The sequence below is a fragment of the Burkholderia singularis genome (assembly GCF_001718875.1).
GTDB classification, from domain to species: Bacteria; Pseudomonadota; Gammaproteobacteria; order Burkholderiales; family Burkholderiaceae; genus Burkholderia; species Burkholderia singularis.
In genome coordinates this window covers 696,318-721,407 of sequence record NZ_CP013448.1, presented here as the reverse complement: position 1 = coordinate 721,407, position 25,090 = coordinate 696,318, and the positions used below count along the sequence as shown (strand labels likewise).

At 67.8% G+C, this 25,090-nt stretch carries 19 protein-coding genes; 8 read left to right on the top strand and 11 right to left on the bottom strand.

Translation table 11 applies throughout. The annotated features are described in order from the left end of the window. Positions 1-123 precede the first annotated feature (123 nt). Positions 124-1,701, bottom strand: coding sequence for an aldehyde dehydrogenase (NADP(+)) (locus AQ611_RS03345; protein ID WP_069235110.1), 1,578 nt, complete (start codon positions 1,699-1,701; stop codon positions 124-126). A 38-nt stretch (positions 1,702-1,739) separates the two neighbouring features. Continuing rightward, complete coding sequence (locus AQ611_RS03340; RefSeq protein WP_069233706.1) at positions 1,740-3,491, bottom strand: IlvD/Edd family dehydratase; 1,752 nt, start codon at positions 3,489-3,491, stop codon at positions 1,740-1,742. Between the two features lie 140 nt (positions 3,492-3,631). On the opposite strand from AQ611_RS03340, the gene AQ611_RS03335 reads away from it, so the two are divergent. Beyond that, complete coding sequence (locus AQ611_RS03335) at positions 3,632-4,627, top strand: LysR substrate-binding domain-containing protein (RefSeq protein WP_069233705.1); 996 nt, start codon at positions 3,632-3,634, stop codon at positions 4,625-4,627. Positions 4,628-4,916: 289 nt separating this feature from the next. Here AQ611_RS03335 and AQ611_RS03330 read toward each other — a convergent pair whose 3' ends face one another. The 4 genes from AQ611_RS03330 to xylA form a co-directional block, all read right to left on the bottom strand. After that, a complete protein-coding gene (locus AQ611_RS03330) occupies positions 4,917-6,116 on the bottom strand; it encodes a sugar ABC transporter permease (RefSeq protein ID WP_069233704.1) in 1,200 nt (399 codons plus the stop codon). Continuing rightward, positions 6,113-7,672: a D-xylose ABC transporter ATP-binding protein gene (xylG, locus tag AQ611_RS03325; protein ID WP_059520695.1), complete on the bottom strand. Its 1,560-nt coding sequence runs from the start codon at positions 7,670-7,672 to the stop codon at positions 6,113-6,115. The genes AQ611_RS03330 and xylG overlap by 4 nt, the downstream gene beginning before the upstream one ends. A 314-nt stretch (positions 7,673-7,986) precedes the next feature. Further along, the gene (gene xylF, locus AQ611_RS03320; protein ID WP_059520652.1) at positions 7,987-9,015 is read right to left on the bottom strand and encodes a D-xylose ABC transporter substrate-binding protein; all 1,029 of its coding nucleotides are present in this window, start codon (positions 9,013-9,015) and stop codon (positions 7,987-7,989) included. Positions 9,016-9,158: 143 nt separating this feature from the next. Next, a complete protein-coding gene (xylA, locus tag AQ611_RS03315) occupies positions 9,159-10,481 on the bottom strand; it encodes a xylose isomerase (RefSeq protein ID WP_069235109.1) in 1,323 nt (440 codons plus the stop codon). Between the two features lie 331 nt (positions 10,482-10,812). Between xylA and AQ611_RS03310 the strand changes: the two genes are divergently transcribed. Further along, entirely contained in the window at positions 10,813-12,009 is a 1,197-nt protein-coding gene (locus AQ611_RS03310) for a XylR family transcriptional regulator (RefSeq protein WP_069235108.1), read from the top strand. 656 nt (positions 12,010-12,665) lie between these two features. Then, positions 12,666-13,757: an aldose epimerase family protein gene (locus AQ611_RS03305; protein WP_069235107.1), complete on the top strand. Its 1,092-nt coding sequence runs from the start codon at positions 12,666-12,668 to the stop codon at positions 13,755-13,757. Between the two features lie 22 nt (positions 13,758-13,779). On the opposite strand, the gene gabP is transcribed toward AQ611_RS03305, so the two are convergent. Further along, a complete protein-coding gene (gene gabP / locus AQ611_RS03300; protein WP_069233703.1) occupies positions 13,780-15,177 on the bottom strand; it encodes a GABA permease in 1,398 nt (465 codons plus the stop codon). A gap of 346 nt (positions 15,178-15,523) precedes the next feature. Here gabP and AQ611_RS03295 point away from each other — a divergent pair, with 346 nt between their 5' ends. Together AQ611_RS03295 and ettA are read left to right on the top strand one after the other, a co-directional pair. Further along, complete coding sequence (locus tag AQ611_RS03295; protein ID WP_059520650.1) at positions 15,524-15,853, top strand: DUF3761 domain-containing protein; 330 nt, start codon at positions 15,524-15,526, stop codon at positions 15,851-15,853. A gap of 347 nt (positions 15,854-16,200) precedes the next feature. Next, positions 16,201-17,868, top strand: a complete 1,668-nt coding sequence (gene ettA, locus AQ611_RS03290) for an energy-dependent translational throttle protein EttA (protein ID WP_059520648.1) — start codon at positions 16,201-16,203, stop codon at positions 17,866-17,868. A gap of 276 nt (positions 17,869-18,144) precedes the next feature. Here ettA and AQ611_RS03280 read toward each other — a convergent pair whose 3' ends face one another. From AQ611_RS03280 to AQ611_RS03265, 4 genes are all read right to left on the bottom strand, one after another. Then, positions 18,145-18,768: an HAD-IA family hydrolase gene (locus tag AQ611_RS03280; protein ID WP_069233701.1), complete on the bottom strand. Its 624-nt coding sequence runs from the start codon at positions 18,766-18,768 to the stop codon at positions 18,145-18,147. Beyond that, positions 18,765-19,322, bottom strand: a complete 558-nt coding sequence (locus AQ611_RS03275) for a cysteine hydrolase family protein (RefSeq protein WP_069233700.1) — start codon at positions 19,320-19,322, stop codon at positions 18,765-18,767. Before AQ611_RS03275 ends, AQ611_RS03280 begins: the two co-directional genes overlap by 4 nt. A 92-nt stretch (positions 19,323-19,414) precedes the next feature. After that, the gene (locus AQ611_RS03270; protein ID WP_059520691.1) at positions 19,415-21,229 is read right to left on the bottom strand and encodes an aminopeptidase P family protein; all 1,815 of its coding nucleotides are present in this window, start codon (positions 21,227-21,229) and stop codon (positions 19,415-19,417) included. 22 nt (positions 21,230-21,251) lie between these two features. Continuing rightward, positions 21,252-21,506, bottom strand: a complete 255-nt coding sequence (locus AQ611_RS03265) for a hypothetical protein (RefSeq protein ID WP_059520644.1) — start codon at positions 21,504-21,506, stop codon at positions 21,252-21,254. A gap of 264 nt (positions 21,507-21,770) precedes the next feature. Here AQ611_RS03265 and hemA point away from each other — a divergent pair, with 264 nt between their 5' ends. The 3 genes from hemA to prmC all read left to right on the top strand — a co-directional run bounded on the left by hemA (position 21,771) and on the right by prmC (position 25,083). Continuing rightward, entirely contained in the window at positions 21,771-23,069 is a 1,299-nt protein-coding gene (hemA, locus tag AQ611_RS03260; protein ID WP_059520643.1) for a glutamyl-tRNA reductase, read from the top strand. A gap of 66 nt (positions 23,070-23,135) precedes the next feature. Next, positions 23,136-24,218 (top strand): peptide chain release factor 1, encoded by a 1,083-nt coding sequence (prfA, locus tag AQ611_RS03255; protein WP_059520642.1) that lies wholly within the window; start codon positions 23,136-23,138, stop codon positions 24,216-24,218. Positions 24,219-24,234: 16 nt separating this feature from the next. Further along, positions 24,235-25,083, top strand: a complete 849-nt coding sequence (gene prmC / locus AQ611_RS03250) for a peptide chain release factor N(5)-glutamine methyltransferase (protein ID WP_069233699.1) — start codon at positions 24,235-24,237, stop codon at positions 25,081-25,083. Positions 25,084-25,090: the final 7 nt, after the last annotated feature.

The following is a 25,090-nucleotide window of genomic DNA, read 5'->3' as shown; positions in this document are numbered from 1 at the left end:
TCGCCCGCTTTTCGTCTGTTCTCTTAACTGTGCTTTCGATGGTTTTTTGTCCATCCGCCGCCGATGCCCGCATCTGGCCACTCGCCCGACGCCCTGCGGCCACCGCGCGCTGCATCCGTTCAATCAATCCGTCGATTCCGGTCTGCCGCCGCGACGGCGACGCAAGCCGAGCGGATTCGCTTCGCGCAACGCCGGCGGCAACAGCGCGTCCGGCAGATCCTGGTAACACACCGGACGCAAAAAGCGCTCGATCGCGGCCGTGCCGACCGACGTGCTGCGCCCATCGGACGTCGCCGGATAAGGGCCGCCGTGGACCATCGCGTCGCACACCTCGACGCCGGTCGGAAATCCGTTCGCGAGCACCCGGCCGGCCTTGCGCTCGGCAAGCGGCAGCAGCGCGCGCGCAAGTTCGGTGTCGCTTTCGTCCAGATGCAGCGTGATCGTCAGTTGCCCCTCCAGCCCGTGCAGCGCCGCATGCAGCTCGTCGGCGCTCGCGCACTCGACGAGCAGGCTGCTCGGCCCGAACACCTCGTCGCCGAGCGTGCGATCGGCAAGCCAATCGCGCGCGCCGACGCGCATCAGCGCCGCCTGCGCGCGCCCCGGCGCCGCGCCGCCGCGCGCGAGCGTCGTCACGGCCGGATGCCGCGCGAGGCGCTCGACGCCGTGCTCATACGCGCGCAGGATGCCGGGGCTCAGCATCACGCCGGCCGGCGCTTCTCCGAATGCCTGCGCGGCGGCGCGGGCGAACCGCTCGAACCCGTCGCTCGCGATGCCGAACATCAAACCGGGATTCGTGCAGAACTGCCCGCAGCCGAGCGTCGCGGACGCGACGAACGCGCGCGCGAGCGGCTCGGCGCGCGCGGCGAGCGCGCCGGGCAGCAGCAGGTTCGGATTCACGCTGCTCATCTCGGCGTAGACGGGAATCGGTTCGGCGCGCGCCGCCGCAAGCTCGACGAGCGCGAGGCCACCCGAACGCGAGCCGGTAAAGCCGACCGCGCGAATCGCCGGATGCCGGACCAGCGCGCGCCCCACGTCGTGGCCTGCGTCATGCAGCAGCGCGAATACGCCGGGCGGCAGGCCGGCGGCCGCGGCCGCCTGCTGAATCGCGCGTCCGACCAGCTCGGAGGTGCCAGGATGCGCCGGATGCGCCTTGACGATCACCGGGCAGCCCGCCGCCAGCGCGGAAGCCGTATCGCCGCCCGCCACCGAAAACGCGAGCGGAAAATTGCTGGCGCCGAACACGGCCACCGGCCCGACGCCGATCCGCCAAAAGCGCAGATCGGCGCACGGCGGCTGACGCTCGGGCAACGCGGGTTCGATTCGCGCGTCGAGCGCGTCGCCGCTGCGCACGAGCGCGGCGAACATCCGCAATTGATTCGCGGTGCGCGCGCGCTCGCCTTCGAGACGCGCGCGCGGCAAGCCGGTCTCGGCCACCGCGCGCTCGATCAGCGCGTCGCCGAGCGCTTCGATGCGCGCGGCGCAGTCTTCGAGAAAGCCCGCGCGCGTGTCGGCGGGCTGCGCGCGGTACGGATCGAACGCCGCGTCGGCGAGCCGGCACGCGTCGTCGACGTCGCGCGGCTGCGCGCCGTGAAAGGTTGGCTGCGCGATCGGCTGGCCCGTGGCCGCGTCGAGCGCGTGGAACGGCTCGCCTTCGCCGCGCCGCGCGACGCCCGCGATCAGCAGATCTCCGCTCGGTTGCATCATGATGTTTCTCCGTCCTGGCGCGCTGGCCGCGCGCTTCAATGCGAGTGACGCGGCACGGCGGCGCCGCGCATGCCGACAAGGAAATCGAGATCGCAGCCTTCGTCGGCCTGCAACACGTGATCGACATAAAGACGCGCATAGCCGCCGTCGCCCACGCCGTTGTGCTGCTGCGCATCCGCCTGCGGGACGGCGTCGACCAGCCGCCGGCGCAGTTCGTCTTCGCTGACGTCGAGATGCAGTCTGCCGGCCTCGCAATCGAGTTCGATCCAATCGCCGTTGCGCACCGCGGCGAGCGGGCCGCCCGCCGCGGCCTCCGGCGCGACGTGCAGCACCACCGTGCCGTATGCGGTGCCGCTCATCCGCGCATCCGAGATCCGCACCATGTCCTTCACGCCCTGACGCAGCAGCTTCGGCGGCAGGCCCATGTTGCCGACCTCGGCCATCCCCGGATAGCCGCGCGGCCCGCAGTTCTTCATCACGAGCACGGAGTTCGCGTCGACGTCGAGCGATTCGTCGGCGATCGTCGCCTTGTAGTGATCGAAGTTCTCGAACACCACCGCGCGGCCGCGATGCTTGAGCAGCGCGGGCGTCGCCGCCGACGGCTTGAGCACCGCGCCGCGCGGCGCGAGATTGCCGCGCAGGATGCAGATGCCGCCGTCGCGCACGAGCGGCCGCTCGAGCGGGCGGATCACTTCGTCGTTGTGGATCGGCGCATCGCGCACGTTGTCCCACAGCGTCTTGCCGTTCACGGTGAGCGCATCCGGATGCGCAAGCAGCCCGCCTTCGCCGAGGCGGCGCAGCACCGCGGGCAGCCCGCCAGCGTAATAGAACTCCTCCATCAGGAAACGGCCCGACGGCATCAGATCGACGAGCGTCGGCGTGTTGCGGCCGATGCGCACCCAGTCCTCGAGCGCGAGCGGCACGCCGATGCGCCCGGCGATCGCCTTCAGGTGGATCACCGCGTTGGTCGAGCCGCCGATCGCCGCATTGACGCGGATCGCGTTCTCGAACGCGTCGCGCGTGAGGATCTTCGACAGCTTCAGATCCTCGAGCGCCATCTGCACGATGCGCATGCCCGACATGTGCGCAAGCACGTAGCGGCGCGCATCGACGGCCGGAATCGCCGCGTTGTGCGGCAGCGTGACGCCGAGCGCCTCGGCCATGCAGGCCATCGTCGACGCGGTACCCATCGTGTTGCAGGTGCCGGCCGAGCGCGACATGCCCGCCTCGGCCGACAGAAAACGGTGCAGATCGATCTCGCCCGCCTTCAGCGCTTCGTGCAGTTGCCATACGGCCGTGCCCGAGCCGATGTCCTTGCCGTCGAGCTTGCCGTTCAGCATCGGGCCGCCGGAGACGACGATCGCCGGCACGTCGCAGCTCGCCGCGCCCATCAGCAGGGCGGGCGTGGTCTTGTCGCAGCCGCACAGCAGCACGACAGCGTCGATCGGATTGCCGCGGATCGCCTCCTCGACATCCATCGACGCGAGGTTGCGCGTGAGCATCGCCGACGGCCGCAGGTTCGACTCGCCGTTCGAGAACACCGGAAACTCGACCGGAAAGCCGCCCGCCTCGTAAATGCCGCGCTTCACGTGCTCAGCGAGCTTGCGAAAATGCGCGTTGCACGGCGTCAGCTCGGACCACGTGTTGCAAATGCCGATAACCGGCCGGCCGTCGAACTCGTGATCGGGAATGCCCTGATTCTTCATCCAGCTCCGGTACATGAAGCCGTTTTTGTCCGTGGTGCCGAACCACTGTTGGGAGCGCAGCTTGGGTTTTGTCTCCGACATCGTCTCGCCTGAGTCATCTCAATATTCGGCCCAGTCTAAGGACAAGTCTGATAACCTTCCAATGAAAAATTGGATGCAATCGATATCGCTATCGGCATTGGTATAAACACTTAGCCCGCGCGTTCGGCGCGCGTCGAGTCATGTTGGATACGAGCCCCTGGTATGTGCGCACCCGTCTGAAAACGCGGCAATTGCTGCTCGTCGTGGCGCTTGCCGAGGAAGGCAATATCCATCGCGCGGCGGCGGCGCTCAGCATCACGCAGCCTGCCGCGTCGAAGCTGCTGCGCGAGCTGGAGGATACGCTCGGCGCGGCGCTGTTCGAGCGGCTGCCGCGCGGCATGCGGCCCACGCTGTATGGCGACGCGTTGATCCGCCACGCGCGCGCGGTGCTCGGCAGCCTGGATCAGGCGCAGGAAGAATTGAGCGCGCTCAAGGCGGGGCGTCTCGGCCATGTGGCGGTGGGCGCGATCACGTCGCCCGGCGTGCGCGTGCTGCCCGCGGCGGTCGCGGCCGTCAAGCGCACGCATGCGAACCTGCGCGTCGCCGTGGAGATCGACGCGAGCAACGCGCTGCTGGAGCGGCTCGGACAGGACAAGCTCGATATCGTGATCGCCCGGCTGTCCGCCGAGCACGACAAGGTGCAGCTGCGCTACGAACCGCTCGCAAGCGAGCCGGTGTGCGCGGCGGTGCGGCCCGGCCATCCGCTCGCGGGCGGCGCGCCGATCCCGCTTGCCGACGCGCAGCGCGCGACATGGCTCGTGCCGCCCGTGGGCAGCGTGCTGCGGCACCGGTTCGAGCTGATGTTCCAGCGTGCGAGTCTCGCACCGCCGTCGAACCTGGTGGAGACGGCGGCGCTCCTTTTCATCACGCGCGTGCTCGAGCAAAGCGACATGATCGCGGTGCTCACCGACGATGTCGCGCGCTACTACGCCGCGCACGGCATGATCGAGATCCTGCCGCTCGCGATGGACTGCCAGATGGACGACTTCGGCCTGATCACCCGCGCCGACCGGTTGCCGTCGCCCGCCGTGAGCCTGATGATCGATGCGCTGCGCGAAGCAAGCCGCGATAGTTACGGCCAAGCTCACGGCGGGAGCGCCTGGCCGCAGCGCGCGCATTCCGGGCGGGTTGCGTAAGGCGCGCGGGCGCGGGCGGGTATGAGGGCCTGAGGGCCTGAGGGCCGGGCGATCGTTAGCGGCGTTGCGAACGCGTAAGCCGCTGCCGTCATCACCGGGGCCGCCCCTCCAACCGCCGCGCCGAACCGCCGCCGGCGCCGCTCTGTCGGCCGTTGCGGCCAACGCCGGCGTCACCGCCACGATCGGCCATTCAACAGCCGCCCCGTCACTCCCGGCGCCGCCAATCCGGCAGCCGCGCCGCATCCCGATGGCGCCGCCGCGCCGACCCGCCGCGCCCATTCCCCGCTCGTCACCGTCGGTTCGACCCGGACACCACGTCGATCCACACCGCGAGCACGAGCACGCCGCCTTTCACGATCATCTGCCAGTACGCATCGACATCGAGCATCGACATCCCGTTGTCGAGGCTGGCCATCACGAGCGCGCCGATCAGCGCGCCGTGGACGGTGCCCGAGCCGCCGCGCATCGACGTGCCGCCGATGAAGCATGCGGCGATCGCGTCGAGTTCGCCCATCGTGCCCGCCGAAGGCGAGCCGGCCGCGAGCCGCGCGGTATTGACGAGGCCGGCGAATCCGCACATCAGCCCCATCAGCGCGAAGATCGCGAGCTTCACGCGATCCGTGTTGACGCCCGACAGCCGCGTCGCCTCGAGATTCGAGCCGACCGCATAAATGCGCCGGCCGAACACGGTCTGCGTCGCGATCCACGAGAATGCGCCGAGCAGCGCGAGCAGCAGCAACACGGGCACGGGAATGCCGCCGTAGCGGTCCAGCATCGCGACGAACGCGAACAGCACCGCCCCCGCGCCGGCCACCTTCGCGGCGTCCTGCCAGAGCGGCGCGAGCGCGAGCCGATAGCGCCGCCGGTTGCCGCGCTGCCGCACCACGAGCGATACGGCGAGCGCGAACAGCAGCACGGCGAGCGCGTCGCCCGCGGCACGCGGCAGATAGCCCTGTCCGATGAACACGAACGGCTCCGACACCGGCGCGATCGTCGAGCCGCCCGTCACGCCGAGCAGGCAGCCGCGAAACGCAAGCATGCCGCCCAGTCCGACGATGAACGACGGCACGCGCCGATACGTCGACCACCAGCCGTTGAACAGGCCGATCAGCACGCCGAGCGCGAGCACCGCCGGCACGGTCGCGGCGACCGGCCAGTGCCGGTTCGCATCGAGGATCGCCGCGACGCCGCCCAGCAGGCCGAGCAGCGAACCAACCGACAGATCGATCTCGCCGGCGATGATGACGAACACCATCCCGCACGCGAGCATCCCGGTGATCGACATTTGCCGCAACAGGTTCGACACGTTGCGCGGCGTGACGAACGCCCCCTGCGTCAGCACCGAGAAGAACAGCCAGATCGCCGCGACGGCGAACAGCAACGCGACGATCTTGTAGCGCGCGAACCATTGCCTGAAGCGCTGCGCGCCGGCCAGGCGATCATTCGCGCGAGGGTTGCCGGCCGGCCGGGAAGTGATGTCGGGTGTCATGCTGCGCTCGCTGCGGTGGAGTTCGGGGCGGGCCGCGCGCGTTTGAGCGCGGCGCCGAGGAGATGTTCCTGCGTGAGGCCGTCGTTGACGAAATCGCCGCGCAACTCGCCCTCGCCCATCACGAGCACGCGATCGGCCAGCCCGAGCACTTCGGGCAGCTCCGACGACACGACGACGATCGCGACGCCGCGCTGCGCCAGCGCGAACACGAGCTTGTAGATCTCGTACTTCGCGCCGACGTCGACGCCGCGCGTCGGCTCGTCGAGAATCAGCACCTGCGGATCGGTCAACAGCATCTTCGTGAGCACCGCCTTTTGCTGATTGCCGCCCGACAGGCTCGCGATCGGTAGCAACGGATGCGCGGCGCGCACCGACAGCCGCTGCATCTCGGTGCGGATCACGTCGAGTTCGGCGGCCGCGTCGATGCGCCCGCGCTTGGCAAAGCGCTGCAGCACCGACAGCGTGATGTTGTGGCCGACGCCGAGCTGCGGCACGATCCCGTGCCGCTTGCGGTCCTCAGGCACCATCGCGATGCCCGCGCGGATCGCATCCTCGGGCGAGCGGATCGCGAGCGCGCGGCCATTCATCCGCACGCTCGCCGTGCTCGCGCCCGGATACGCGCCGAACACCGCCTGCATCAGCTCGGTGCGCCCCGCGCCGACCAGCCCCGCGACGCCGAGAATCTCGCCGCGCCGCACCTGGAACGACACGTCGTCGACGCGCTTGCGGCGCGGGTTCGCCACGTCCACGCAGGTTACGTTGCGCACGTCGAGCACGACGTCGCCGATCTCGTGCGGCTCGCGCGGAAACAGATTGCGGATCTCGCGGCCAACCATCATCGCGATGATCTGCTGCGTCGTCAGCGCGCGCATCGGCTCGGTCGCGACGTGGCGGCCGTCGCGGATCACGGTGACGGTATCGCACACCGCCCGCACCTCGTCGAGCTTGTGCGAGATGTACACACACGCGACGCCGCGCCGCTTCAGGCCGCGCACGATGTCGAGCAGGATGCGCGTTTCCGCGCCGGTGAGCGACGACGACGGCTCGTCGAGAATCAAAAGCTTCGCGCGCTTGTTCAGCGCCTTCGCGATCTCGATCAACTGCTGATGGCCGCCGCCGTAGTGCAACACCGGCTGCGCGACGTTGATCCCGTCGATTCGCAACTCGCGCAGCAGTTCGTCCGCACGCGCATACATCGCCGCGTAATGCATTCGGCCGCCCGGCAGCGTGATCTCGTTGCCGAGAAAGATGTTCTCCGCCACCGACAGCTCGGGCACCAGCATCAGCTCCTGGTGAATGATCACGATGCCCGCGCGCTCGGTGTCGCGCACGCCGCCGGCAACGAGCGGCGCGCCTTCCCAGCGGATTTCACCGCTCCAGGTGCCGTGCGGATACACCCCGGAAAGCACCTTCATCAGCGTCGACTTGCCGGCGCCGTTCTCGCCGCACAGCCCGACGCACTCGCCCGGATACACGCTCAGGTCGATGCCGTCGAGCGCTTTCACGCCGGCGAAGTCCTTGACGATGCCACGCATCGTCAGCAATGGTTCGGTCATAGGCTCGTGTCTCGCTGCACCCGCGCGGCACGCCGCGTCATGCCGGCGGCCGGCCGCGCGTGGCCAGTTGCCTGGCCGATTGTCGCGTTGCTGCTCCAGAGCTTTGCCGCGCAAGCGGCGGTCATCGTCGAATGGCGCCGGATGCGCGCCGGCCATCGGCCCTACGCGGCGCGTTGCCGGCAGCGGCCGAGGCGGCCTTCGGGCCGCTATCCCGCGGCGGCCTGCACCGGTGTTGGCCGGTCCCTGCGATAGCCTGCATCCGCTTTGACCGGCTCACCGGCATTGGCCTGCGCGCCGCGCCCGCCCGCCATCCGTCACTGACTCGCCAATTGCGCCTGCGTATAGAAGCCATCCTTGACGACCAGATCGACATTGCGCTTGGTCAGCAGCGTCGGCTGCAACAGCACCGTGTCCACCTTCTTTTTCCCGTTGTCGTATTGCGCGTTGTACGCGGGCTTCGCGCCCTTCGCGAGATCCACCGCGAGCTTCGCGGCCTCGCCGGCGATCAGCTTCAGCGGCTTGTAGACCGTCATCGTCTGCGTACCCGCGATCACGCGCTTGACCGCGGCGAGATCCGCATCCTGCCCCGACACCGGCACCTTGCCCGCGAGATGCTGCGCGGCCAGCGCCTGGATCGCACCGCCCGCGGTGCCGTCGTTGGACGCGACGATCGCGTCGATCCGGTTGTTGTTCGCGGTCAACGCGTCCTCGACGATGCGCAGCGCCGTCGAAGCGCTCCACTCCGGCACCCACTGCTGGCCGACGAGCTTGATGTCGCCGCGCTCGATCGCCGGCTTGAGCACCTTCATCTGGCCTTCGCGCAGCATCTTCGCGTTGTTGTCGGTCGGCGCGCCGCCGAGCAGGAAGTAGTTGCCCTTCGGCTTCACGTCGTAGACGCCCTGCGCCTGAAGCTCGCCGACCTTCTCGTTGTCGAACGAGATATACGCGTCGACGTCGGCATCGAGAATCAGCCGGTCGTATGACACGATCCTGATGCCCGCCTTCTTCGCATCGGCGACTACGTTGCCGAGCGTCTTCGAGTTGAACGGCACGATCACGATCACGTCGACGCCGCGCGCGATCAGATTCTCGATCTGCGCGATCTGGCGCTCCTCGCTCGCGTCCGCCGACTGCACGGACACCTTCGCGCCAAGCTTGGTCGCGGCGGCGACGAAATAGTCCCGGTCGCGCGACCAGCGCTCGACGCGCAGATCGTCGATGCAAAAGCCGATTTCCGGCTTGTCCTTGCTCGCGTGCGCGAGCGGTGCGGCAAGCGGCAGGCTGCCGAGCGCCGCGCTCCAGAGCAGCGCCTTCAATGCGGTACGACGCGTGACGGATTTCATGTCTCCACTCCTCTCTTTATTGGCTCTCTATTGGCGGTTCATACTGGCGTTCCATCCACTACCGCCGGCTGCCGTCGACGCCCGGCCGGCCGGATCACGCACGCCCGCCGCAGCGCCGCCGCGCCGCGTGCAAACCCGCCGCGTCAGCGCAGCGCGTAAATTGCCTGGTTCACGATGTTCTCGAGCCGCTCCTGCGCGCCGCTCGCATGCTGCGGATTCACGCCGCGCGCGAGCGCGTCGGCCGCGAGCGACGACAGCGAATAGCCGCCCGCGAGAATCTTGCGGCCGAACTCGGTATCCCATCCGGCGTAGCGCGCGCGGCGCAATGCGTCGAGCCGGCCGTTCTCGACGAGCACCGCCGCGCGCTCGAACGCGAGCGCGAGCACATCGATCGCGCCGATATGTCCGTAGAACAGATCTTCGAGATCGACGCTCTGGCGCCGCACCTTCGCATCGAAATTCATCCCGCCCGTCGTGAAGCCGCCGTGGCGCAGGATTTCGTAGAACGCGAGCGTCAGTTCCTCGACGCTGTTCGGAAACTGATCGGTATCCCAGCCGTTTTGCGGATCGCCGCGATTCGCGTCGATGCTGCCGAACACGCCGAGCGCGAACGCGTTCGCGATCTCGTGATGAAACGAATGGCCGGCGAGCGTCGCGTGATTGGCTTCGATGTTCACGCGGATCTCGTCCTGCAACCCATACTGCGTGAGAAAGCCGTGCACGCTCGCCACGTCGTAGTCGTACTGATGCTTGGTCGGCTCCTGCGGCTTCGGCTCGATCAGCAGCGCGCCGGTGAAGCCGGTGCGATGCTTGTGCTCGACCACCATCGACAGAAAACGCGCAAACTGCTCGCGCTCGCGCACGAGATCGGTGTTCAGCAGGGTTTCGTAGCCTTCGCGGCCGCCCCACAGCACGTAGTTTTCGCCGCCGAGGCGGCGCGTCGCGTCGAGCGCGTGGCACACCTGCGTGGCCGCCCACGCGAACACGTCGGGATTCGGGTTCGTCGCCGCGCCCGCCGCGTAGCGCGGATGCGAGAACAGATTCGCGGTGCCCCACAGCAAGCGCACGCCGCTTTGCTGCTGGCGCTCACCGAGATAATCGGTCATCCGCGCGAAGTTTTCGACATACTCGCGCAGGCTCGCGCCCTCCGGCGCGACGTCGGTATCGTGAAACGTATAGAACGGCGCGCCCAGCTTCGTGAAGAATTCGAACGCCGCGTCGGCCTTCTGCCGCGCGCGCTCGAGCGGCTCGCCCGCCTGCTGCCACGGCCGCTGGAATGCGCCGTGACCGAACATGTCGTGCCCTGGCCAGACGAATGTGTGCCAGTAGCAAACCGCAATGCGCAAATGCGCTTCGAGCGTCTTGCCGAGCACCTGCTTCGTGCGATCGTAGTGACGATACGCGAACGGATTATCCGACTGCGGGCCTTCGTAACGGATTGCGGGAATATGTTCGAAATACGGCATGGCGTCTCCATCCAGTGTCTTGTTGCGGCGCGGCGGCGCGGCGCTGACGCCCGTGCCCGCCGCGCGCCCGGCGGCCTGCGCTTGCCGCGCGGCGCGGCAGCACATGCCGGTGGCATGACCGGTCAGGCGCCATACTGCTCGCGTCGCGCAGGCGCCGGCAATTGCGAAATTGCGCAGCGCTCGTAACGTTTCTTGCCAGTCGCGCACGCGGCGCGCGCGATCGAGCCAATCACGTCCTAAAATAAGCTCGACCCAACCACCGCGCGGCACAGGCATGGCGCGCGCCAACCAGGAGACACCGGCACCGGCGCCGCCCGCGGCCGTCACCGACATGAACCGCGCCCCCTTCGCCCAGACACCGCACCGCATCGCGCTGCTGTTCAACGCGAACAAGGTCTACGATCGCGAGATCATCAGCGGCATCGGCCACTACCTGCGCTCGACGCGCGTCGCGTGGGATCTGTTCCTCGAAGACGATTTCCGCTGCCGGCTCGCCGGTATCGAGCGCTTCGGCGGCGACGGCATCATCGCCGATTTCGACGATCCGGCCGTCGCCGATGCGCTCGCCGGCTCGCCGCTACCGGTCGTCGCGGTCGGTTCGTCATACGAAAACCCGGCGCACTATCCGCCGGAGTTGCCGTACATCGCCACCGACAACTCGAAGCTCGTGTCGCTCGCCTATACGCACCTGATCGGCGCGGGGCTCGAGCGCTTCGCGATGTACAGCCTGCCCGCCGCGCAACAGAACCGCTGGGCGCAGCAGCGCGAACTGGCGTTCGAGCAGCTCGCGCGCGCCGACGGGCTCGACGCGCCGGTCTATCGCGGGCTGCCGACGAGCGCGTCGGTGTGGAATCACGCGATCGAACAGTTGATCGACTGGCTGCACGGGCTGCCCAAGCCCGTCGGCGTGATCGCGGTAACCGATGCGCGCGCGCGGCATCTGCTGCAGGCGTGCCTGATCGCGGGAATTCCCGTGCCCGAGCAGGTCGCGATCATCGGCATCGATAACGATCCGCTGACGCGCACGCTCACGCGCATTCCGCTGTCGTCGGTCATCCAGGGCACCGAGGAGATGGGCTACACGGCCGCGCACCTGCTGCACCAAATGCTGGGCGGCGCGCGCTTTCCCGGCCGGCGCATTCTCGTGCCGCCGGTCGGAATCAACGTGCTCGAATCGACGCGCCATCAGCCGCTCGCGAGCCCGCATGTGATGCGCGCGCGGCATTTCATCCGGCAGTACGCGTGCCAGGGCATCAAGACCGAGCAAGTCGCCGATTACGTCGGCGTGTCGCGCTCGCTGCTCGAAGAGCACTTCCGCCGCGAACTGCAATGCACGGTCCACCAGGAAATCCTGCGCCACAAACTCGACGCGGCGAAAACGCTGCTGGCCAGCCGCGACGCATCGAGCGCCGAGGTGGCGATCCGCTGCGGCTTCACGTCGCTGCAATATATGTACGCGGTATTCCGGCGCGAACTCGGCTGCACGCCGCGCGAATACCAAATGCGCGTCGCGCCGGTGAACGGATGACTGGTACGCATTCGGATGCCGCGGAGTGCGGGGGCGAAGCGAGCCGTTGACGAACCGGTGCGGGTGCCGCTGCCGTGCGGCACGGACCGCCGGTCATCGGCGATACCGATGACCAGGGGCGAACGTCCGCGAATCGGCACCGCCGACGGCCTGCGCCGGTCACGCGCGAGCCGTCACGCGTGAACCGCTGTTATGGGCTGTTGTTGTGAACCGCCGTTGCGGATCATCGTTATGGGACGCCGTTGTGGGCCGTTGTTTCGGATCGCCCTTATGAACCGCCGTTACCGACCGCTGTTGTGAAACCCGCTGTTGTGAACCGCTGTCATGGACCACTGTTGTGAGACCCGCCGTTACGGACCGCTGTTATGAACTGCCGCTGTGGGCCGCTGTTGTGAACCGGCGTTGTGGACTACCGTTGTAAGAACCGCCGTTGTGGATCGCCGTTGTGAACCGCTGTTGAAACCGCCATTACCGACGATTTACACGAACCGCCCATACCACGGCCATCGCCCAAACCCGACGTCAACCGAGCCGCCCATCCACCGACGCCGCGAATAACCGAAGCCAATCATTTTCGCCAACGCCCGCCCGTCCCCCTCCACCCGACGATATCGCCGATGACCGCCGCCCCGACCACCCACGAGCCGACACCGCCCATGCATCCCGCCACCGACACCCTCCGCCCGACGCTCAGCACCGCCCGCCTCTCGTGCGAGCCGTGGGGCACGCTGCCGGGCGGCGACCCAGTGCAGCGCTTCACGCTGCGCAACGCGCGCGGCACGAAAATCGCCGTCAGCGATCTCGGAGCGACGATCGTATCGTGGCTCGCGCCCGACCGCGCGGGACGTCTGGCCGAAGTCGTGCTCGCGCACGATACGCCCGCCGATTACCTCGCGTCGCCCGCCTACCTGGGCGCGACCATCGGCCGCTGGGCGAACCGGATCGCGGGCGGGCGCTTCACGCTCGGCGGCATCGATTACACGCTCGATCGCAACGAGCGCGACAACCTGCTGCACGGCGGCGCAAGCGGCTTTCATCGAGCGCTCTGGAACGCGCGCGACGAAAACGGCGCGCTCGTGCTGCGGCTCGATTCCCCGGAAGGCGACGCGGGTTTTCCGGGCAACGTGAGCGTGCAGGTGCGCTACTCGCTCGACGAAGACGATACGCTGACGATCGAATACGAAGGCATCACCGACGCGCCCACGCCGCTCAACCTGACCAACCACGCGTACTTCAACCTGACCGGCCAGCCTGCGGCCGATGTGCGCGGCCATATGCTGACGATCGACGCCGACGCGTTCCTCGAAGTCGACGACGCGTTGATCCCGCTGCGCGAAGCCGACGTGAGCGGCACCGCGTTCGACTTCCGGCACGGCGCGCCGCTCGGCGCCCGGCTCGACTGGCCGCACGCGCAGCTCGCGCGCGCGGGCGGTTTCGATCACTGCTACGTGCTGCGCGACGGCGACGCGCGCCGGTTGCGGCGCGTCGCGCGCGTCTACGATCCGGGCAGCGGCCGGGAACTGAGCGTCTCGACCGATCAGCGCGGGCTGCAATGCTATACGGGCAATCATCTGGAAGGGCTGCGCGTGCGAAACGGCGCGCGATGCGTGCGGCACGCGGCGCTGTGCCTCGAGGCCGGCGCGTTTCCGAATCAGATCAACATGCGCAATCGATGCGACGAAGTCGTGCTGATGCCCGGCGCGACATACCGGCAAGTCACGCAGTATCGGATCAGCCCGGCGGCCTGACGGGCGCGCCGCCGCGCGCCGATCAGCGCACGCGCACCGGTGCCCGCTGCGCCGGTGCGGCTCGGCCGCCCGTGCGCCGACCGAGCCGCGACGCGGCAACCACGATCGCCGCCAGCACCGCGGTCGCCGTCACCTCCATCCGGTGGTCCTCACGCAGCAGCATCGTCACGAGCACACCGCAGATGAACAAGATCACCGCCCACGTCAGCCACGGAAAGCACCACATCCGCAGCGGCGGACGAACGCCGTTCGCATCGAGCACCGCGCGCATCCGCAATTGCGACACCGCGATCACCAGATAAACGAGCAGCGCGATCGCGCCTGACGTCGCGAGCAGAAAGCTGAACACCTGCTCGGGCATCGCGTAGTTCGCAATCACCGTCAAAAAGCCGAATGCGGTCGACGCGAGCACGGCTGCCCGCGGCGTGCCCGTCGCATCGGTGCGGCTCAGCGACGCGGGCGCGTCGCCGCGCGTGGACAGCGAAAAGATCATCCGCGACGCGGTATAGAGCGCCGAATTCAGGCAACTTGCCACCGACACCAGCACGATCACGTCGATGATCCCCTTCGCGTGCGGCACGCCGATCAGCTCCATCGCGCGCTGATACGAGCCGTGCGCGGGCAACAGCGGGTCGTTCCACGGCACGAGCGCCGCGACGACGAAAATCGAGCCCAGATAAAAGAGCGAGATCCGCCAGATCACCGAGTTCGTCGCACGGACGATCTGGCGCTCGGGGTGCTCGGATTCGGCCGCGGCGATCGTGACGATCTCCGTGCCGAGGAACGAGAACATCGTCGTCAGCATCGCGGCGAGCACCGTGCCGATTCCGTTCGGCATGAAGCCGCCCGCGTTGAAGAGCCGCGCCGCGCCGGACACGTTCGAGCCCGGCAGCACGCCGATGATCGCCGCGCCGCCGATCACGAGGAACACGACGATCGCCACCACCTTGATGAGCGCGAACCAGAATTCGAATTCGCCGTAGTGCTTGACCGAAAACAGATTGGTCAGCGTGAGCACCGACGTGATGCCGAGCGCGAACACCCACGTCGCGACGCCGGGGAACCACGCATTGAGGATCGTCGCGGCGGCCGTCGCCTCGATCGGAATCACCAGCACCCAGAACCACCAATAGAGCCAGCCGATCGTGAAGCCCGCCCAATGGCCGATCGCGCGGTCTGCGTAGGTCGAGAACGAGCCGCTGTCGGGCTGCGCGACCGCCATTTCGCCAAGCATGCGCATCACGAGCACGACGAGCAGCCCCGCGATCGCATACGCGATCAGCGCAGCGGGCCCGGCCTCCGCGATCGCATGGCCGGAGCCGACGAACAGCCCCGCGCCGATCACGCCCGCGATCGACAACATCGTCACGTGGCGCTGCTTCAAGCCGGTGCCGAGGCCCGTGCCGCTATTTGCTTTCATGTCTCCTCCAAAAACGGATGCTTTGGGCGCCGATACCGGCACGCCTATGCGTTCGGCTGCCCATCGGGGTAGCGCGGTGCAGCGCGGTGCAGTTTACGCAGCCAGTGGTCCGATCAATTAGAGCCAATCGAGTTTTTTTAATAGAGCCATTTCGGCAGTCGCCGCGCCCGTGCGTTGGCCGGCGGCACCGGTCCGCGCCAAGGCGAACGTCCGAAATCGGCACGCCGGCGCGCCCGCGCGGCAGCGCGGCAGCGCCGGTTATGATCCGCTGCGGCCGGCGCGGCGCGCCGCGCCAGCCTGGATACAACCAACCAAGCATTCGACTCATCATCGAACGAGAGAGACCATGTCCAATCGACCATCCGTCACCCGCGCGTGGCGCGCCGTCGCGCCGCACGTGCTCGCGCTCAGCTTCGTCGCGGCGACATTGCCGCTTGGCGCACCCGGCGCGCATGCGTATTCGTCGTCAACCTCCCGCCATGCCGACGAAAGCGAACTCGACAATCACCGCAGCTACCGCAATCGCGACGGCGACACCATCCACGCGCCCGCGCATTCGAAATCGAACCGTATCCCCGAAGGGGCGACGGCCCGCTGCCGGGACGGTGCGTACAGTTTCAGCCGCCACCGACGCGGCACATGCTCGGGGCACGGCGGCGTCGACGCGTGGCTTTGACGCCGCGGCAGCTAGCGCCAGCGCGGCCTGCCTGAGTTCGTCGTCAGTCATTGCGCCAGCCGATCCGCGCGCCGATTGCGTCGCGATATGCGAATGCGAAACACGCTAACGCGCGCCACCGCGCTTTTCAAGTTGCCCGCCGCGCGTCACAACCGCCTCGCGCCGCGCCGCCCCGCTTACGCCGCCGGCCGACGCAGTACAATGACGGTTCGCGCCGCTTTCGCGCGGCAAGCCGCCCGCCATCGCCGCGCCGGCCTGCGACCAGACCAGCCGAATCGCGCGTCACGTCACCGCGCCCCGCGTGCCGGACCTACGCGGCGCCCATTTTGACTCTCTCACTGACACACATGGCCCAATACGTTTTTACGATGAACCGGGTCGGCAAAATCGTGCCGCCCAAGCGCCAGATCCTGAAAGACATTTCGCTGTCGTTCTTCCCCGGCGCGAAGATCGGCGTGCTCGGGCTGAACGGCTCGGGCAAATCGACGCTGATCCGCATCATGGCGGGCGTCGACAAGGACATCGAAGGCGAAGCAACGCCGATGCCGAACCTGAACATCGGCTATCTGCCGCAGGAGCCGCAACTCGATGCGCAGAAAACGGTGCGCGAAGCCGTCGAGGAAGGTCTCGGCGATATTTTCCAGGCGCAAAAGAAGCTCGATGAAATCTACGCCGCCTATGCGGAGCCGGACGCCGATTTCGACGCGCTCGCCGCCGAGCAAGCGAAGTACGAGGCCATCCTTGCCGCGAGCGACGGCGGCAGCCCCGAGCAGCAGCTCGAAGTCGCCGCCGACGCGCTGCGCCTGCCGCCATGGGATGCGAAGATCGAGCATCTGTCGGGCGGCGAGAAACGCCGCGTCGCGCTATGCAAGCTGCTGCTCGAAAAGCCCGACATGCTGCTGCTCGACGAGCCGACCAACCACCTCGACGCCGAATCGGTCGACTGGCTCGAACAGTTCCTCGTGCGCTTCCCCGGCACGGTCGTCGCGGTCACGCACGATCGCTACTTCCTCGACAACGCCGCCGAGTGGATTCTCGAACTCGACCGCGGCCACGGCATTCCGTGGAAAGGCAACTACAGCAGCTGGCTCGACCAGAAGGAAGCGCGCCTGAAACAGGAGGAGGCCGCCGAATCCGCACGCCAGAAGGCGATCAAGAAGGAACTGGAGTGGGTGCGCCAGAACCCGAAGGGCCGCCAGGCGAAGTCGAAGGCGCGTATCGCGCGCTTCGAGGAACTGAGCAGCCAGGAATACCAGAAGCGCAACGAGACGCAGGAAATCTTCATTCCGGTCGGCGAACGCCTCGGCAATGAAGTGATCGAGTTCAAGAACGTCAGCAAGTCTTATGGCGAGCGCCTGCTGATCGACAATCTGAGCTTCAAGATTCCGGCCGGCGCGATCGTCGGCATCATCGGCCCGAACGGCGCCGGCAAATCGACGCTGTTCCGGATGATCACCGGCAACGAGCAGCCGGATTCGGGCGAGATCGTGATGGGCCCGACCGTGAAGCTCGCTTACGTCGATCAGAGCCGCGACGCGCTCGACGGCTCGAAAACCGTGTTCGACGAAATCTCGGGCGGCGCGGACGTGCTGACGGTCGGCAAGTACGAAACGCCGTCGCGCGCGTACATCGGCCGCTTCAATTTCAAGGGCGGCGATCAGCAGAAAATCGTCGGCAACCTGTCGGGCGGCGAACGCGGCCGGCTGCATCTCGCGAAAACGCTGATCGCGGGCGGCAACGTGCTGCTGCTCGACGAACCGTCGAACGACCTCGACGTCGAGACGCTGCGCGCGCTCGAAGACGCGCTGCTCGAATTCGCCGGCTCGGTGATGGTGATCTCGCACGACCGCTGGTTCCTCGACCGGATCGCCACGCACATCCTCGCGTTCGAAGGAGACTCGCAGGTTGTCTTCTTCGACGGCAACTACCAGGAATACGAAGCGGATAAACGCGCGCGTCTGGGCGAAGAAGCGGCGAAGCCGAAACGGATCCGCTACAAGCCGATCAGCCGGTAAAACGGCATCCGCGCGCGGCGCCCGAGGTCCGGCGCTCGGCGTGGAACGTCGAGCATTTGGCGCTCCGCGTTCGATGTTCAGCGCTCGCGCGGCCGCACCGCCGATCGGCGCCGTCGGCCGCCGGGCTCGCCAAGGCCGTCGCGCGCAGCGCGGGCCACGCCGGCGGCATACGCGTTATCTGCGGCATATCGCGGCGCAAAGCATGCGATGGGCGGCACAAAAAAAAGCGGGCAACCGGAATTGCCCGCTTTTTTCATGGCCATCGCCGCCGCGCCGTCAATCGAACACGCCCAACTCGCGCAGCCGCGCCTCGGTCGCCTCCGCGCTCGTATGGTGGATGCCATGCCAGCCGAGCGCCGTCGCGGCCGCCGCGTTCTTTGCGTTGTCGTCGATGAACACGATTTCATCCGCGGCGATGCCGGGCAAATGCGGCTCGATCCGCGCGTGCATTTCCCGATAGATCGCCGGATCGGGCTTCACGAGCTTCACCCGCCCCGACACGACGATCTCCTTGAAGCGGCGCAATACCGCAAAACGCTCCCATGCATACGGAAACGTCTGCGCCGACCAGTTGGTGAGCCCGAACAGCGGCACGCGATGCGCGTCGAGCTGCTCGACGAGCGCCGCGCCGCCGTCGAGCACCCCGCCGATCATTTCGTGCCAGCGTGCGTAGAACGCGCGAATCATCGCCTCGTGCTCGGGAAACTGCGCGATGCGCTCGGCCGTGCCTTCGTCGATCGTCTGCCCGCCGTCCTGCTTGATCACCCAGTCCATCGGGCAAACGTGCGTGAGAAACCAGCGGCGCTCGGCGTCGTCGGGAATCAGCTTGCGGTACAGATACTCCGGATTCCAATCGATCAACACGCCGCCGAAATCGAATACCACTGCCCTGACGCTCATGCGAACTCCATCGCGAGCACGTCGTCGAGCGGACGCGGCACGACGCCGTTGCCCGAGTACGTGCAGTTTTTCCAGGTGAGATTGTGATGCGTGATAATTTGCGCGGCGCTCAGATGCGGCCAGTCGCACGTCGTGTGCAGATCGGCGACGACCGTGGTGCGGTAGCCGATCAGCGCGGCCCGGCGGGCGGTCGCATCGACGCAGAACTGCGTCGCGTAGCCGCACAGGATCACGTGCGAGATGCCGTGGCGATCGAGCCCGGCCGCCAGCGGCGTGTCCTGGAATGCGTCGCTCACGCGCTTGCGGATCGACCAGTCGGCGGGCGCGCGCACGAGATCCGCGTGCAGTTCCCAGCCCGGCGTGCCGGGCGCGATGTCGTCCCCGTCATCCGGCTCGCCGTCATGCTGAACGAAGCACACCGGCGCATGCGCCGCGCGCGCGGCGGCCGTCAGCCGGTTGATGCCGGCGACGATTTCGCCAAGCCCGTGCGCCGGCCGCGCCCCTTGCAGCAAACCGCGCTGCATGTCGATCACCAGGACTGCCGCGCCCTTCATCTATTGCTCTCGCCGTTGAACCCGCCGTTATGGAAAAGCGCGGCCCCGGCATGCGCCGGCAAGCCCAGCGCCGCCACGCCGCGCGCCGCCGCTCAGATCGGCTGCGTGCGCGCGTCGAGCCAGGCCTTCGCATCGCCCGACACATGCGGCGCGATCCGCTCGCGCACCGTTGCGTGATACGCGTTGAGCCACGCGCGCTCGTCGTCCGTCATCAACGCCGGCAGCACGCAGCGCGTGTCGATCGGGCACAGCGTCAGCGTCTCGAATTCGAGAAAATCGCCGAATTCGGTTTGCCCGGCCGCGCGGTTGACGACCAGATTCTCGATGCGCACGCCCCACTGGCCGGGCCGGTACACGCCCGGCTCGATCGACGTGATCATCCCCTCTTCCATCGCCGTGTAGGGCTCCGCGCTCGCATAGTGCGAAATCACCTGCGGCCCTTCGTGGACATTCAGGAAATAGCCGACGCCATGCCCGGTGCCGTGCCCGTAATCGAGCCCGGCCGCCCACATCGGCGCGCGCGCGATCGCGTCGAGCATCGGCGAGCGGATGCCGCGCGGAAAGCGCGCGCGCGACAGCGCCATCATCGCCTTCAACACGATCGTGAAATCGCGCCGGTGAGCGTCGCCGATCGCGCCGACGGGCACGACCCGCGTGACGTCGGTCGTGCCGCTCAGATACTGGCCGCCTGAATCGATCAGCAACAAGCCGTCGCCGTTGATTGTCGCGTGCGCGCCGCGCGTGGCCCGATAATGCGGCATCGCGCCGTTGCCGTTGAAGCCCGCGATCGTCGCGAAGCTCGGCGACACGTAGCCGGGCCGCCGCGCGCGCGCGGCCGTCAGCCGCTCGTCGATCGTCAGCTCGGTAATCGTCTCGCGGCCGAGCGCGCCTTCGAACCACGCGAAGAATTCCGCAAGCGCCGCGCCGTCCTGCACCATCGTCGCGCGCACGTGTTCGATTTCGGCCGGCGTCTTGCGCGATTTCGCGAACGTCGACGGATTCACCGCCTCGATCACCCGCACTTCGCTCGGCACGGCCTGCAACAGACCGTGCGTGACGCGGCGCGGATCGATCAGGAGCGCCGAGCCGGCCGGCAGCGCCGCGAGCGCGGCGGCCGCGGCGGCATACGGCTGCACGTCGACGCCGTCTTGCGCGAGCGACGCCGCAAGCTCCGCGGACACCTTGCCGTCGGCGACGAAGAGCGTCGCGCGCTCGAGGCCGACGAGCGCATGCGCGACGAACACCGGGTTGTAGTTGACATCGGTGCCGCGCAGATTGAAGAGCCAAGCGAGATCGTCGAGCGCCGACACGAAATGCCACTGCGCGCGCTGCTCGTGCATCGCGCGGCGCACCTGCGCGAGCTTGCCAGCACGCGACGCATCCGCGTGCGGCGCGGCGTGCTCGAAAACCGCCGCGACAGGCAGCGACGGACGCCGCGGCCAGATCGTGTCGATCAGATCGACGTCGGCGCGCAGCGCGATGCCGCGCGGCGTCAGCGCCGCGTCGAGCGCGCGCGCGGCCGCCACGCCGAGCACGGCCCCGTCGACACCGACCGTGCCGCCCGCTTCGACATGCGTCGCAAGCCATTCGACATACGGCTGGGTCTGCTGACCGCCCGTCATTTTCATCAACTGCACGCCGCTGCCCGCGAGCTGCGCATCGGCCTGCACCCAATAACGGCTATCGACCCACAGGCCAGCGAAATCGGCGGTCACGACGAGCGTGCCGACCGAGCCGGTGAAGCCGGACAGCCATTGGCGCGCCTGCCAGCGCTCGGGCAGATATTCGGACAGATGGGGATCGGCGGACGGCACCAGATAGGCGGCCAGATTCTCGCGCGCCATCGCGTCGCGCAATGCGGCAAGGCGCGCCGGCACGGTCGACGAGTTGGGGACTCGGGCATTCATGATTTTTTTCACCTGCAAACATTCAGCGGCGGGCCGACAAGCCCACCGTCAAAGTAACGGCAACGAACGCGACGACGGCGCAAACGGGCCATTCGAGCGTCCCGCCGTCATAAAAGAATCCGGCGACATTGCCCACCATGCGCGCGGCGGCCGCACCGAGCACGCCGGCCGCGACGGCCGCCCACAGCGGCGCACGGCTCAGGCGGCGCAGCGGATGCAACGCCCAGCCAAGCAAGCCAACGGCGCAACCCAGCACCACGACTCCAAACCAGTTCATCCAATGCCTCTTTTTCGCGACCGGGATCGTTCCGTCGGCACTGAGCAATGTTTCCGTTTCGCGACTGTCATTTTCGCACTGTTTTGGGGCTGCTTCTCACCCTATCAAAAAAAGCGCGTCATGACGTCGCAACGGCCCCAAGTTGCGGCACGCACCGCCGGGCCCTGCGTGCGCCGAGCCGCCTAATACCGCTGGCGCGGCACGCGCCGACGATCGCTCGTCGTCAAAACGCTATAATATGGGCCTAAACGATAGCCCCTTGCCATGCAGCTCCTCACGATCGGAATCAACCACCACACTGCGCCTGTCGCCCTGCGCGAACGCGTGGCGTTTCCGCTCGAGCAGCTCAAGCCGGCGCTCGCGACGTTCAAGAGCGTCTTTCCGAGCCGTCAGGCGCCGCATGGGCCGGAGGCCGCGATCCTGTCGACCTGCAATCGCACCGAGCTGTACTGCGCAACCGACGAGCGCGCGGCGCGCGACGCCGCGATCCGCTGGCTGTCCGACTATCATCGCATTGCCGCCGACGAACTCGCGCCGCACGTCTACGCGCTGCCGCAATCCGAAGCGGTGCGTCACGCCTTTCGCGTCGCGTCGGGACTCGATTCGATGGTGCTCGGCGAAACGCAGATCCTCGGCCAGATGAAGGACGCCGTGCGCACCGCGTCCGAAGCCGGCGCGCTCGGCACCTATCTGAACCAGCTCTTTCAGCGCACGTTCGCCGTCGCGAAGGAAGTGCGCGGCACGACCGAGATCGGCGCGCAATCGGTTTCGATGGCCGCCGCCGCGGTGCGGCTCGCGCAGCGGATTTTCGAAAAAGTGTCGAATCAGCGCGTGCTGTTCATCGGCGCGGGCGAAATGATCGAGCTGTGCGCGACCCACTTCGCCGCGCAGAGCCCGCGCGAACTCGTCGTCGCGAACCGCACGGCGCAGCGCGGCGCGAAGCTCGCCGAGCGCTTCAGCGGCCGCTCGATACCGCTGGCCGAGCTGCCAGCGCGGATGCACGAATTTGACATCATCGTGTCGTGCACCGCATCGACGCTGCCGATCATCGGCCTGGGCGCCGTCGAGCGCGCGGTGAAGGCGCGCCGCCACCGGCCGATCTTCATGGTCGACCTCGCGGTGCCGCGCGACATCGAGCCGGAAGTCGGCAAGTTGAAGGACGTGTTCCTCTATACGGTCGACGATCTCGGCGCGATCGTCCGCGAAGGCAATGCGTCGCGGCAAGCGGCCGTCGCGCAGGCCGAGGCGATCATCGAGACCCGCGTGCAAAACTTCATGCAATGGCTCGACGCGCGCAGCATCGTGCCCGTGATTCGTCACATGCACACCCAGGCCGACGCGTTGCGCCGCGCCGAAGTCGAAAAAGCGCAAAAGATGCTCGCGCGCGGCGACGATCCGGCCGCCGTGCTCGATGCGCTGTCGCAGGCGCTGACCAACAAGCTGATTCACGGCCCGACGAGCGCGCTCAATCGCGCGAACGGCGCCGAGCGCGATTCGCTGATCGACCTGATGCGCGGCTTCTACCAGCACGCGCCACGCTCGACGGATACGTCGGGCCGTTAGCGGCGCCGAACCCGTCGCGCTTTCTTCCCTTTTTCGAATTCCTCTCCGGGAGCCCCGCTCCGCACCATGAAGACGAGCATGCAAAGCAAGCTCGACCAGCTTACAACCCGGCTGGCCGAACTGAACGATCTGCTAAGCCGCGAAAACGTCACCGCAGATCTCGACCAGTACCGGAAACTGACGCGCGAGCACGCCGAGATCGGCCCCGTCGTCGATCACTATGCGCGGTGGCGCACGGCCCGCGCCGACGAACAGGCCGCGCAGGAACTGCTCGGCGATGCGGCGATGCGCGATTTCGCCGAAGACGAGCTGCGCGGCGCGCGTGAGCGGATGAGCCGCCTCGAGGCCGAACTGCAAACGATGCTGCTGCCGAAAGACCCGAACGACGAGCGCAACATCTTCGTCGAAATCCGCGCGGGCACGGGCGGCGACGAATCGGCGCTGTTCGCGGGCGATCTGCTGCGCATGTATCTGCGCTACGCGGAGCGGCAGCGCTGGCAGGTCGAGATGATGTCGGAAAGCGCATCGGATCTCGGCGGCTACAAGGAAGTGATCGTGCGCATCGCGGGCTACGGCGCGTACTCGCGGCTGAAGTTCGAATCGGGCGGCCACCGCGTGCAACGCGTACCGGCAACCGAAACGCAGGGCCGCATCCACACGTCCGCATGCACCGTCGCCGTGATGCCCGAGGCCGACGAGATCGGCGAAGTGGAGATCAACCCGGCCGATCTGCGCATCGACACGTTCCGCGCATCCGGCGCGGGCGGCCAGCACATCAACAAGACCGATTCGGCGGTGCGCGTCACGCACATTCCGACGGGCATCGTCGTCGAATGCCAGGACGACCGCTCGCAGCACAAGAACAAGGATCGCGCACTGAAGGTGCTCGCCGCGCGGATCAAGGACAAGCAGTACCACGAGCAGCACGCCAAGGAAGCGGCGACGCGCAAGAGCCTGATCGGCTCGGGCGACCGCTCCGAGCGCATCCGCACGTACAACTTTCCGCAGGGCCGGATGACCGATCACCGGATCAACCTGACGCTGTACAAGCTCGAGCAGATCATGGACGGCGATCTCGACGAATTGATCGCCGCACTTGTGAGCGAACATCAGGCCGAACTGCTCGCATCGCTCGGCGACGCGGAATGAGCGCCCGTGCCCTGCCATGAAGCCCGCGCCCGCCACCGTCGCCGAACTGCTGCGCGCGTCACCGCTCGATGCGCTCGATGCGCGCGTCCTGCTCGCGCACGCGCTCGGCTGGAGCCGAACGCAACTCATCACACGCGCCGACGCGCCGCTCGACGCGCACGCGCTCGCGCGCTATCGCGCGCTCGAGGCGCGCCGCGCAGCGGGTGAGCCGGTCGCGCAGCTCACCGGCACGCGCGAATTCTTCGGACGCCCGTTCGAGATCACGCCCGACGTGCTGATCCCGCGGCCCGAAACGGAATTGCTCGTCGAAACCGCGCTCGACGCGCTCGACGGCATCGCGCAGCCCTGCGTGCTCGATCTGGGCACGGGCAGCGGCGCGATCGCGGTCTCGATCGCGGCCGAACGGCCCGACGCGCGCGTCTGGGCGCTCGAACGCTCGCCCGCCGCGCTCGGCGTCGCGCGCCGCAACGCCGCGCGCCTCCTCGATCCGGCCCGGCCGGGCGGCCCGCTGCGATGCGTCGAAAGCGATTGGTACGCATCGCTCGATCCCGCGCTGCGCTTTCACGTGATCGTCAGCAATCCGCCGTATATCGCGCGGCACGACCCGCACCTCGCGCAGGGCGATCTGCGCTTCGAGCCGCGCGGCGCGTTGACCGACGAGGCCGACGGCCTCGCCGCGATCCGCGCGATTGCCGCCGGCGCACCGGCGCGGCTCGCGCCGGGCGGCGCGCTGTGGATCGAGCACGGCTACGATCAGGCCGCAGCGGTGCGCGCGATCCTCGACGCGGCGGGTTTTCGCGGCGTCACATCGCTCACCGATCTTGCGTCGATCGAGCGCGCCACGGGCGGCCGGATGGCCGGCTGAACGCCGC

Coding starts and splice junctions, on each gene's coding strand:
- AQ611_RS03295 (WP_059520650.1), top strand. CDS start 15,524: ATGTCCAATCGACCATCCGTCACCCGCGCGTGGCGCGCCGTCGCGCCG.
- AQ611_RS03275 (WP_069233700.1), bottom strand. CDS start 19,322: ATGAAGGGCGCGGCAGTCCTGGTGATCGACATGCAGCGCGGTTTGCTG.
- AQ611_RS03270 (WP_059520691.1), bottom strand. CDS start 21,229: ATGAATGCCCGAGTCCCCAACTCGTCGACCGTGCCGGCGCGCCTTGCC.
- gabP (WP_069233703.1), bottom strand. CDS start 15,177: ATGAAAGCAAATAGCGGCACGGGCCTCGGCACCGGCTTGAAGCAGCGC.
- AQ611_RS03310 (WP_069235108.1), top strand. CDS start 10,813: ATGAACCGCGCCCCCTTCGCCCAGACACCGCACCGCATCGCGCTGCTG.
- AQ611_RS03265 (WP_059520644.1), bottom strand. CDS start 21,506: ATGAACTGGTTTGGAGTCGTGGTGCTGGGTTGCGCCGTTGGCTTGCTT.
- hemA (WP_059520643.1), top strand. CDS start 21,771: ATGCAGCTCCTCACGATCGGAATCAACCACCACACTGCGCCTGTCGCC.
- prmC (WP_069233699.1), top strand. CDS start 24,235: ATGAAGCCCGCGCCCGCCACCGTCGCCGAACTGCTGCGCGCGTCACCG.
- AQ611_RS03280 (WP_069233701.1), bottom strand. CDS start 18,768: ATGAGCGTCAGGGCAGTGGTATTCGATTTCGGCGGCGTGTTGATCGAT.
- AQ611_RS03340 (WP_069233706.1), bottom strand. CDS start 3,491: ATGTCGGAGACAAAACCCAAGCTGCGCTCCCAACAGTGGTTCGGCACC.
- AQ611_RS03330 (WP_069233704.1), bottom strand. CDS start 6,116: ATGACACCCGACATCACTTCCCGGCCGGCCGGCAACCCTCGCGCGAAT.
- ettA (WP_059520648.1), top strand. CDS start 16,201: ATGGCCCAATACGTTTTTACGATGAACCGGGTCGGCAAAATCGTGCCG.
- prfA (WP_059520642.1), top strand. CDS start 23,136: ATGAAGACGAGCATGCAAAGCAAGCTCGACCAGCTTACAACCCGGCTG.
- AQ611_RS03345 (WP_069235110.1), bottom strand. CDS start 1,701: ATGCAACCGAGCGGAGATCTGCTGATCGCGGGCGTCGCGCGGCGCGGC.
- AQ611_RS03335 (WP_069233705.1), top strand. CDS start 3,632: ATGTTGGATACGAGCCCCTGGTATGTGCGCACCCGTCTGAAAACGCGG.
- xylG (WP_059520695.1), bottom strand. CDS start 7,672: ATGACCGAACCATTGCTGACGATGCGTGGCATCGTCAAGGACTTCGCC.
- AQ611_RS03305 (WP_069235107.1), top strand. CDS start 12,666: ATGCATCCCGCCACCGACACCCTCCGCCCGACGCTCAGCACCGCCCGC.
- xylF (WP_059520652.1), bottom strand. CDS start 9,015: ATGAAATCCGTCACGCGTCGTACCGCATTGAAGGCGCTGCTCTGGAGC.
- xylA (WP_069235109.1), bottom strand. CDS start 10,481: ATGCCGTATTTCGAACATATTCCCGCAATCCGTTACGAAGGCCCGCAG.